General features: G+C 67.0%; 8 protein-coding genes. 6 read left to right on the plus strand and 2 right to left on the minus strand.

All coding sequences use genetic code 11. The features are described 5' to 3' along the window. Positions 1-152 precede the first annotated feature (152 nt). Together AC5P7U_RS18090 and AC5P7U_RS18095 are read right to left on the minus strand one after the other, a co-directional pair. Complete coding sequence (locus AC5P7U_RS18090; protein WP_495221315.1) at positions 153-1,325, minus strand: lytic polysaccharide monooxygenase; 1,173 nt, start codon at positions 1,323-1,325, stop codon at positions 153-155. A 233-nt stretch (positions 1,326-1,558) separates the two neighbouring features. Beyond that, the gene (locus AC5P7U_RS18095; RefSeq protein WP_495221316.1) at positions 1,559-2,044 is read right to left on the minus strand and encodes a DUF1203 domain-containing protein; all 486 of its coding nucleotides are present in this window, start codon (positions 2,042-2,044) and stop codon (positions 1,559-1,561) included. A gap of 154 nt (positions 2,045-2,198) precedes the next feature. Between AC5P7U_RS18095 and AC5P7U_RS18100 the strand changes: the two genes are divergently transcribed. From AC5P7U_RS18100 to AC5P7U_RS18125, 6 genes are all read left to right on the plus strand, one after another. Then, positions 2,199-3,401, plus strand: coding sequence for a GGDEF domain-containing protein (locus AC5P7U_RS18100; protein ID WP_197564835.1), 1,203 nt, complete (start codon positions 2,199-2,201; stop codon positions 3,399-3,401). A gap of 67 nt (positions 3,402-3,468) precedes the next feature. Continuing rightward, the gene (locus AC5P7U_RS18105; RefSeq protein ID WP_414555919.1) at positions 3,469-4,995 is read left to right on the plus strand and encodes an alpha/beta fold hydrolase; all 1,527 of its coding nucleotides are present in this window, start codon (positions 3,469-3,471) and stop codon (positions 4,993-4,995) included. Beyond that, positions 4,992-5,738 carry an ABC transporter ATP-binding protein gene (locus AC5P7U_RS18110; protein WP_197564836.1) on the plus strand — a complete coding sequence of 249 codons (747 nt, stop codon included), beginning with the start codon at positions 4,992-4,994 and terminating at the stop codon, positions 5,736-5,738. The genes AC5P7U_RS18105 and AC5P7U_RS18110 overlap by 4 nt, the downstream gene beginning before the upstream one ends. Continuing rightward, a complete protein-coding gene (locus AC5P7U_RS18115) occupies positions 5,735-6,919 on the plus strand; it encodes an ABC transporter permease (protein ID WP_006428585.1) in 1,185 nt (394 codons plus the stop codon). Before AC5P7U_RS18110 ends, AC5P7U_RS18115 begins: the two co-directional genes overlap by 4 nt. Before the next feature lie 204 nt (positions 6,920-7,123). Beyond that, complete coding sequence (locus AC5P7U_RS18120; RefSeq protein WP_006428630.1) at positions 7,124-7,972, plus strand: DUF4123 domain-containing protein; 849 nt, start codon at positions 7,124-7,126, stop codon at positions 7,970-7,972. Next, the coding region (locus AC5P7U_RS18125; protein WP_495221318.1) for a T6SS effector BTH_I2691 family protein at positions 7,969-10,212 on the plus strand (2,244 nt) is incomplete at its 3' end. The genes AC5P7U_RS18120 and AC5P7U_RS18125, both read left to right, overlap by 4 nt.

Raw genomic sequence — 10,212 nt, forward strand, 5'->3', positions numbered from 1 at the left:
GAAGTCTCGGTATGCCGGCTGCCTGTATCCATCGGATTACTTTGAAAAAAAAAGCTGCGTGATCTCGAGTGGGAACGACTTCACGCTTGCAAGCCAGTGCGTTTCACGATTTGCAGGGAACGGTGCTCAGGCACCGTTCCCTGCATCCGGTCTCAGTACGCGATCCACGCATCGCGCCAGGCTGCGCCCACGCCCGGCCGGTACGCGTCGGCGTTGACGTTGCACCAGGCGCCTTCCGGGAACGGGCGGCAGGCATACAGCTTGCCGTCGCTGCCCTTCACCACGGTCTGGCCGGGCACGTAGCTGCCGATGCCGGCGGGGTACACATGATCGAAATCGCCGCCCGGCGAGGGCGTGCCCGGCTCCGGTAGCTGGGTGTCGAGCTGGAAGCGGTTGCCGTTCTTCAGGTACACCCGGTTGCCGGTGGCCGAGGCGGCGGGTGTGATCACGCCGTTGCTGAGTACACCCACGCGCGCATGCTGGGCGCTGGCATTGACCTTGCGTGCCAGCGCCAACGGCCATTGCGCGGGCGCGGTCTGGCCACTGGCCAGCGTCGCCTCCACGCGCTCGACATCGTTGCCGTTGGCGTTGAACACCCGCAGGGCCAGGGTGGTGCCGACCGGCAGTTCGCCACGTGCGGTCACTGGGCCGGCATCCTGCCATTGCGGCACCGGCGTGGTGCCACCGCCGTTGCCTTCAAAGCGAACGTCCATGCAGGTGTAGAACGCTTCGGTCGAATCCGAGCGCTGCCAGGTGTTGTAGATCACGTGCTGGCCGCTGCGCTGCGGCAGCGTGCACTGCAGCTTGTAGGTGCCATCTGCCGACAGCGGCGTGTTGCCCAGCGTGCAGAACTCCTGCAGGTCGGCCCAGCGCAGCGGGCTGCCCGGCTGCCAGCCGTCGCGGGTGACGAAGAAGCGCCAGTCGCGCGTGGCGTGCGGCGCGGTCGCCTTGAAGACGAAGGTGAACCTGCCATTGGCATCGGGCTGGATCGGCGTGGTCTGCCAGTCGCTGCGGTCCAGATCCAGGCCGCGGAAGGTCGGGTTGTTGCCGCTGCACAGCTTGCCGTCGGGGACCACGGCCTGGTGATTGCCGTTGGCATTGGCCTGGTTGATGCCGTTCCAGTCGTAGAACGCCTGCGAACCGCCCACTGCCTTTGCGGCGGCGCAGGCCGGGTTGGTCGGGTTCTCCGGGTTGCCCTGGAAACAGGCATAGACGCGGCTGACCGGCGTGGTCATGGTGCCGTGGGCGGACGCGGTGCCGGCCAGGGCAAGGCCTGCGGCAGCAAATGAGGTGGCCAGCAACAGCGGTGTGGATCGGAATGACATGGCGCATCCTTGTGGTCGTCGAAAGGGAGCGGTGACCGCAGGAACTGCGCTGCGCGGCGGACTTCCGGCGCCACCCCGGCGAGTATCGAGTCGCACTGCAGGGTGTGGAACCCTGGACGCTCCGATCCGTGACTGCGCATGTGAAGCCCTTCCCGCAGGCTTCACGTGGGGCTGAACGGATGCGCTGGGCGTCACGCGATCGGCGTGGCGCCGATCACGTCATGGAGGCCACGCTACGCGCCCTGTGCATCGACCCTGTCCGCCTGGCACGAGAAGCAGCCATGCGCGGCGTTGTGCAACTGCACGAACGCCACCGCCGCGTTGGCGAACAGCGCATCCAGCTGCGCGGCGACCTCGGTGCCCGCACAGACCTGGGCACCGAGCATCAGCGCAGACCGGTCGTAGGCACGCACCGAGATCATCCGCCGCTGCACATAGGACGGCACCACGCCGGGTGGCAGCACGCACCGGGTCACGCCGCGCTGTACGAAGATCGGGCCGGACGCGTGATAGGGCGAGTGCAGGGGCAGATGGACATGCGACAGCAGGAGCAGCTCGCTGCCACTGGGCGGGTCGCTCAGGCTGATCCGGCAGGGATGGCCGCCGCCGTCGCCCGCCCAGCGGCGCTGGATGCCCAGCGCGGCAAGCGCAGTGTCGTTCTTCTCGAACAGGTGCTGGAAAGGGCGGTGGTCGAGGCCACCGAGGTACCACGCGTGCATGGGCAGCTCCTTGGGTTTGCGCAGATTCTGCGTGCGCATCGATGGCATTGCTCGCCGTTTTCCGACCTCGCATCCGCACCGGGCCACGGAACGCTGCAGGCATCGCGCGGCAAGGCGCTAAGATGCGCGCGCCGCCCCGGTCGACGAGCGCCGCATGTCCCTGGATTTCCCCACCATCACCGTGCTTGGTTTCCTGCTCTGCATCGGCATTGCCGTGGGCTTCTCGCTGCTGCTGGTGGTGCTGCGCGGGCAACCGGTACTGCGGCAGTGGACCATCAGCCTGTGGCTGCTGACGCTGGGGGTGACCCTGCTGGCACTGCGGCCCTACCTGCCGCTGGCGCCTGCGGTGCTGGCCGGCAATGCAGCGATGGCCGGCTGTGGCCTGATGATGCTGCGCGGGGTGGCGCTGCATCTGCAGCAGCCACTGCCGCTGTGGCGGCCGCTGCTGATGGCAGCGGCGTTCATGGCCTGCATTTTCGCGTTCCTGGTGCTCTGGCCGGACCTGCACATGCGCCTGCAGGTGTTCAGTGTGTTCGCACTGACCGTCGATGGCTGGATTGCCTGGCTGCTGCTGCGCCATGCGCCGGCGCAGCAACGCACCAGCTGCCGGCTGGCGGCGGTGGTGTTCCTGGCCGAAGCCACGCTGTATGCCGTGCGCCTGTTCCTGCCGGTGGCGCCCGGCGCTGGCGAGGACATCATGCGCACCGGCTCGCCGATGTTCGCCACCTATATTGCCGGGGTGATGCTGGAGCTGGCGCGCTGCTTCGCCATGGTGTTGCTGCTGGTCGAGCGCATGCTGGTCGACCTGCGGCACGCGGCGCGTACCGATGGCCTGACCGGCCTGCTCAACCGCAGCGCGGTACTGGCCGATGGCCAGGCGCAGTTGCAGCGCGTCCGCCAGCAGGGCCGTCCGCTGGCGTTGTTGCTGGTCGATGTCGACCATTTCAAGCAGATCAACGACCGTTGGGGGCACCTGGCCGGTGACCAGGTGCTGCGCCACTTCTCTGCCGTGCTGCAGCACTGCACGCAGGGGCGGGCCCACCTGCTGGGCCGCTATGGGGGAGAGGAATTCGTGCTGGTACTGGCAGGCAGCACGTCGAGCGACGCAATCATGCTGGCGGCGCTGATCCGCACCCGCCTGCAACGACACCCGGCAGTGCTGGCGACGGGGCCGGTTGCGGTCACCGCCAGCGTGGGGCTGGCCATGGACGAAGGCCGGGGTGACCTGTCCACGCTGCTGGCCGCCGCCGATGCGGCGCTGTACCAGGCCAAGGCCGCCGGGCGCGATCAGCTGGCCTGCGCACCGGCAGCGGCGATTTCGCCGTTTCCCATCGCCGTCGAGGCCGTGCCCGTGTAAGTTGGGTCACATCTTCCGCGGCAGCCCGTCGTGGTCGACAGGAACGCCTCCAGGGGAAACGAGCACGATGCAAAGACACCACCTCGCGCTGGCCGGAATGCTGGCCAGCCTGATGCTTGCCGGTTGCAGCCAGCCGCCGTCAGCCGACACCCGGGGCGACAGCGACGCCCCAAGCCGCCGCTTCGGCGCCATCGAATTCCAGCCCTGCACGCTGTCCACCGAAGGTGCCAGCGCCAATGTCGAAGCCCAGTGCGCGACCCTGCAGGTCCCAGAGGACCGCGCCCACCCCGGCGGCCGCCAGATCGACCTGCGCATCGCCTGGCTGGAATCGGGCAGCAGCGGAGCCGGCCAGCCTGATCCGGTGTTCTTCCTGGCCGGTGGCCCCGGGCAGGCCGCCAGCGAAGTGGCGGTCATCGTCGACAGCGCGCTGCGCCAGGTGCGCAAGCAGCGCGACGTGTTCCTGATCGACCAGCGCGGCACCGGCGGTTCCAACCCGCTCAGCTGCCTCGGCGCGGATGGCAAGGAGCTGCAGATGGACGAGGACGCGGCCCCCACCGAGGCCTCGCTGCGCGATTACGCGCAGCGCTGCGCGGCCTCGCTGCAGGGGCGCGCCGATGCACGCTTCTACACCACCGCCGAGGCCATCGCCGATCTGGACGCCGTACGCCAGGCGCTGGGCGTGGACAGGCTGAACCTGGTCGGCGGTTCCTACGGCACGCGCGTCGCCCAGCGCTACGCGATCGCCTACCCGCAGCACACCCGCAGCCTGGTCATCGATGGCGTGGTGCCCAACGACCTGGTGGTCGGCGGCGAGTTCGCCCGCACGTTCGACAACGCGATCACCCTGCAGTCGGCGCAGTGCCGCAAGGATGCCGCCTGCAGCAAGCGGTTCCCGGTCGATACCCGGGAACAGCTGCGCGCCGTGGCCGAGACCCTGCGGCGTGCGCCGGTCACGGTCGATTACCGCGATCCCGGCACCAATGCGCCCCGCCAGGACGTGCTGTCTCCGGACAGCGTGGTCGGCCTGGCCTTCGCATTCTCCTACGTGCCCGAGTACTCCTCGCTGCTGCCGCTGGTGCTGGATGAAGCGGCGCAGGGCCGATACGCGCCGCTGGCCTCGCTGGTGCGCGGCGCGACCCGCAGCATGGATTTCCAGATCAACCGTGGCATGCAGTGGTCGGTGATCTGCAGCGAGGATGCGCCGCGCTTCCAGGCCCCGGCAGAGAGCGATGACGCCCTGTTCGGTGCCGAAGCGGCACGTGCGTTCTTCGCGGCCTGCCCGGTGTGGCCGCACCAGCCGGCACCGGCCGCGCTGACCGCGCCGCTGAAGTCGGACCTGCCGGTGCTGCTGCTCTCCGGTGAACTGGATCCGGTCACCCCGCCGCGCTATGCCGAACAGGTGCTCAAGGGCCTGCCCAATGGCCGTGCGCTGGTCGCCCGCGGGCAGGGCCATGGCACGCTCAATGCCGGCTGCATGCCGCGGCTGCTTGGCCAGTTCATCGATACCACCGATGCCAAGGCGCTCGATGCCAGCTGCCTGGATACGCTGAGCTACGTGCCGGCGTTCACCTCGTTCAACGGATGGACCCCATGATCGTCGCCGACAACCTGCACAAGGCCTTCGACACCCGCACCGGCCGCATCCAGGCGGTGTCCAACGTCGGTTTCCGTGCCGCCGATGGCCAGATCACCGGCCTGCTCGGCCCCAATGGTGCCGGCAAGACCACCACCATGCGCATGCTGTACACGCTGATGACACCCGACCAGGGCAGCATCAGCGTCGACGGCATCGACGCCGCCCGCGACCCGGTGGAAGTGCGGCGCCATCTTGGCGTGCTGCCCGATGCGCGCGGCGTCTACAAGCGCCTGACCGCGCGCGAGAACATCGCCTACTTCGGCGAGCTGCACGGCCTGTCCGCGCAGCGCATCCGCGAGCGCATCGACGTGCTGTCGCATGCACTGGACATGGGTGACATCCTCGACCGCCAGACCGATGGCTTCTCGCAGGGCCAGCGCACCAAGACCGCCATCGCCCGCGCGCTGGTGCACGACCCGCGTAACGTCATCCTCGATGAACCCACCAACGGCCTGGACGTGATGACCACGCGCGCGCTGCGCCGCTTCCTGCTGGGCCTGCGCGAGGAAGGCCGCTGCGTGATCCTGTCCAGCCACATCATGCAGGAGGTGGGCGCGCTGTGCGACCACATCGTGATCATCGCCAAGGGCACGGTGATGGCAGCCGGTAGTGCCGATGAACTGCGCGCGCAGTCCGGCGAATCCAACCTGGAAGACGCGTTCGTGAAACTGATCGGCAGCGAAGAGGGCCTGCACGCATGAGCATGATGTCGACCCTAATGACGGTGATGCGCAAGGAGCTGCGTGACCTGTCGCGCGACCGCCGCACACTGGCGCTGACCCTGCTGTTCGGCCCGCTGCTGTACCCGCTGCTGATCCTGGGCATGGGCAAGCTGTCTGAAAGCCGCGTGCGCACCCAGATCGAGCAGCCGCTGCAGATTCCCACCATCGGTGCCGAGCACGCGCCGAACCTGGTCCGCTTCCTGGCCGCCCAGGGCCTGAATGCCACCGCCGCGCCGAAGGACCTGGCCGAGGCCATCCGCTCGCAGGAGATCGACGTGGCGCTGCGCATCAGCCCGGAGTTCGGCAGCAACTGGGCCGACGGCAAGCCGGCGCTGGTGGAGGTGATCCGTGACAGCACGCGGCGTGCCGCGGAGGTGCCCACTGCGCGCCTGCAGACGGCATTGGCCACCTACAACGGCCAGGTCGGCGCGTTGCGGCTGATGGCGCGTGGCATCGACGCCCAGGTTGCACGGCCACTGGACATGGCCAGCCAGGACATGGCCAGTGCCGAAGCCAAGCGTGGCCTGATGCTGTCGGCACTGCTGCCGATCCTGTTGACCCTGACCTCGTTCCTGGGCGGCGCCTATCTGGTGATGGACACCACCGCCGGCGAGCGCGAACGGCAGTCTCTTGAACCGCTGCTGGCCACGCCAGGGTCGCGCAGCGCCATCGTCAGCGGCAAGATCGCCGCCGCCTGCATGGTCGGCTTCGCGTCGCTGCTGCTCACCCTGATCGCGTTCAAGGTCAGTGCCCAGATCGCGCCGGGCAACATCGGCCGCCAGCTCAACATGAACATCATGGCGATGGTGCAGATGCTGCTGGTGATGCTGCCGATGCTGCTGATCGGCACCTCGCTGCTGACCTTCCTGGCCGCTGCGGCCAAGAGCATGAAGGAAGCCCAGAGCCACATGACCTGGCTGATGCTGTTGCCGATGCTGCCGGGTTACGCGCTGATCGCCTATCCGGTGAAAAGCCAGCTGTGGCAGTACGCGGTGCCGTTCCTGTCGCAGAACCAGATGCTGCTGAAGGTGATCCGGCACGAGACCATCACTCCCTCGGTGTGGGCGATCTACCTCGGCGCCAGCCTGGGCCTGGCCGCTGTGCTGTGGTTCGCCGCCGTGCGCCGCTACCACAACGAACGCCTGGCGATCTCTGGCTGAGCACAGGGCACGCACCGGGCTACGCCCGGCGGATCTGAAGCGAGGCCCGGTCATTCCGGGCCTCGTCGTGTCCGGCAGCAGGGCGTCGGCACCGCCGTACGAAAAGTTGCAAAAGCGGAGCGATTGCGCGAACTGTCGCGTCTGCCTCTTAACGCCTCAGGTGCAGGGTCCTACCGTGGAATCACACTTTCCCATCGTGATCCAATGGACCTGGACTCACCAGACGCGGCCCCTGTCGACATGGGGCACCGTACCTTCCTCGCGCAGACGCATGGCATCGTCGATCCCTCGCAGGTCGCTGCCGCACAGTTCGCCGATCTTCCCGTCGAACCGCTGAACCCACCGCTGCTGGGCAGGCGACTGCACAATCCCCCCTTGCTGGTGCCACTGCATGCACTGCCTTGGCAGACGCGGCTTGAACTGCTTGAGCGGGCCGATGCCCAGCTGCGTGATCGCGGCCGGCCGCTGTTCTGCACCCTGCTTGAGAGTGACGTACCGGACCGGGTCCGAAACCATCTGATGAACCGGATGGCCCTTCTGCGACCGCATGCCGGAAGGGTGTTGTTCCGCATCCACGACGCACGGGTGTTCCGACACCTTCGGTGGCTGCTGGGTCCTTCGCAGATGGCACAGTTGATGGGACCGATCTCGGCATGGACCTGGCATGAGCCGCTGGGCAACACGTGGCGTACTCACCCACGGCCGGCTGCCGAGGGTCCGTCCGGCCCATTGATCCATCCAGACCAGTGGAGTGTTCTGGCCCAGGTCGCCTGCATCAATGGTTGCCTGAGAGATCTTTCCGAAGAGAGGGGCGGCCATGCAAGCACGCTGCTGCCTGCGGTGCTTCAGGCGATCGGCGAGGCCCAGAGCATGGGGCTGCAGGATCTGGACGATCAGCAGGCGCATGCGTGCCAGCGACTGCGCGGCACCGGGGATGCGGCCGAGCAGGCGGCACTGAACCTGCGGCTCACGCGTGTCCACCAGCAGGGGATGTCCTATCGCATGGCCTGCGAGCTGGGACGCCAACACGGTCTGCAGACGGAGGCGGCATGACTGGACTCGAAAGCGATCCCGACTACTGCCCGAACTGCATCACGTCCGGATTGCCGCTGCTGCTTGCGCGCTACGCGGTGGCGCGGGCAGATGCGGAGGTCCGTGAGGCAGCGCCGGTGCTGCAAGCGCCATTCGATGGCGTTACGGGCGAGCAGCCGTTGCCGGAAGTGTCTGCACGTTATGCACTTCGCCTGCTGCGCGGCGGCTATGTCTACAGCTACCACCAGGCGCGCGATGAGTGGAGGGCATGGCAGTTGAATGAATACGGCGACCTCAGTGCGTTCGACATCCGCGACCAGACCCCGCCGCCGCAGAACGATACGCAGCCGGCGAGGTGCTCGCGCCACGGCGAAACGCTGCTGTCCAAATGCATCATCGTGCCCGATGCCGCCCAGGCAACCCTGTTGTGGCTGGCCTACAGCAGCGCACCGTGGACGCGCAGGGTGTGGCGGAGGCATCAGGACGCTGCCTACCGCCAGCAGCATATGCGATGCATTGATGTTGCCGCGTGGCGGGGCAGTGGGCAGCCGCAGCCACACCTTGCCGAACTCGGGCAAGCTCCCGCCCTGGTGGCTGAACTCCATCTCGCCAAGCCATCCACGACATTGACAGTCTCACGCAATGATCGGGGAGTGCAGGGCATACCGGCGATCAACGCAGTTCCCGGTGTGCATGCGTTCGAATACAGCCTGGATCAATGGGCAAACTACTCCACCGCGCAGGTCGACCAGTTGATCGCGCAGGCAGGCATTGCTGCTGGCCACCCGCAGGTATCGCCGCCTGCGCTGGTGGCGCTGGACGATCCGATCGGCATCATTTCCGATCTCAACCAGCTCGCCATCGAACGCATTCTCGAATGGGAGGCGGAGCCTGAGCGGCGGGAGAGGGTTGAGTCTGCGTCGTCCATCTCACTGATAGAGGGCACCGTCCGGCATGGCGCATTCGAGGATGTCGCGTACCGCCGCAGAGAGGCCGCCATGTTCGGTCGTGGCGTGGTCAGCATTCTGGGCGGGAAGACCAATGCGGAGCAGCTGGCCAGGCCCCTGCAAGCGTGGAATCACGACATATTTGCTGTCGAGGATGAGGAGGCGGTGCTGGCCCAGGCCGACAAGTCCTGGCGAAAGTACAGCCGTCACCTGCGCCAGGTCGATGCGCATACCCACTGGTTGGAGACGATCTACGCCCCCGCGCAGGCGCGGTTCCATGAGGACACCGTGGCCGATCTGGATCGGGCAATGATTGCATGGTGGCAGGCGCCTTCTTTCAAGCAGCACATGCAGAGCAATTACGACAGCAAGGACAGCACCAGCGGGGTGCTCTACCAGGAAGTCGTGACCAATCTGCTGCGCGACTCAGCCTCGCGCGGCCTGATCATGGGCTATCTACTGGAGTGTCTGCAGCAGGATGACGTGCAGGACCCGGGAGCCATCTTCCTGCGAGCGCAGATGTGGAATCAGGATGCGTTGCAGAAGATCTGGAAAGACACCATGGAGAAGGCGAGTGTTGCACCGGGTACGCGGGACTGGCTGACAGCGGCCAACGGCCTGTCCAATGCGCTCAAAGCACTGCTGGATGCAGAGTCCTCCGGAAAGCTGAGTGCGATGTTCCAGGGGACGGCACGGCTGGTGGAGCAGCTATCCGGGCCACTGACACGAATGATCGGAGGCGGTGTTGGCAAGGTATTCGAAGACGGCGCCATGCTGTTGCCCACCCGCATGCAGGTGGGAATGCTGACCGCACTCGCCCAGTCGGCGTCGCCGGGCACTGAGTTGGTGGACCTGAGCGGACATACGACCCCAAAGCGCGCACGGAATGCCTTGGCGATGGCCGTCAGTGAGCGCGCCGGGTTGAACGCGGCCAGCCAGGCGCGCGCCGTCGCCGCGCACGCCGTTGCCGCGGCTGATGCGGATATGGAAGGGAAGCGTTTCAGGGTCGGCCTCGTTGCCTTGGTGGACAGCGATCAGTTGCGGTTGTTCAAGGCGCTGAACGCGAAAGCGGTGATCACCGGAACGTCGCGCCATGCAGAGCTGTCACGAACGCTGACCACCGTCGATATGTATGACGCGATACGGGGTAGCTTCGCCAAACTGGGCAGCACTTCGTACGCCTATGGCACGGCCAGCCTGGTGTTTGCCTCCGCCAGCCTGTCCGAGCTGAGCCGGCAGTACAGCAAGGCACTGCCGCGTGAGCGCCCACTGTTGGGCGCCAACTTTGCTGCGGGCGTGGGTGCGCTGGTGGGA

The sequence above is a fragment of the Stenotrophomonas sp. YJH_SMC_57 genome (assembly GCF_059369755.1).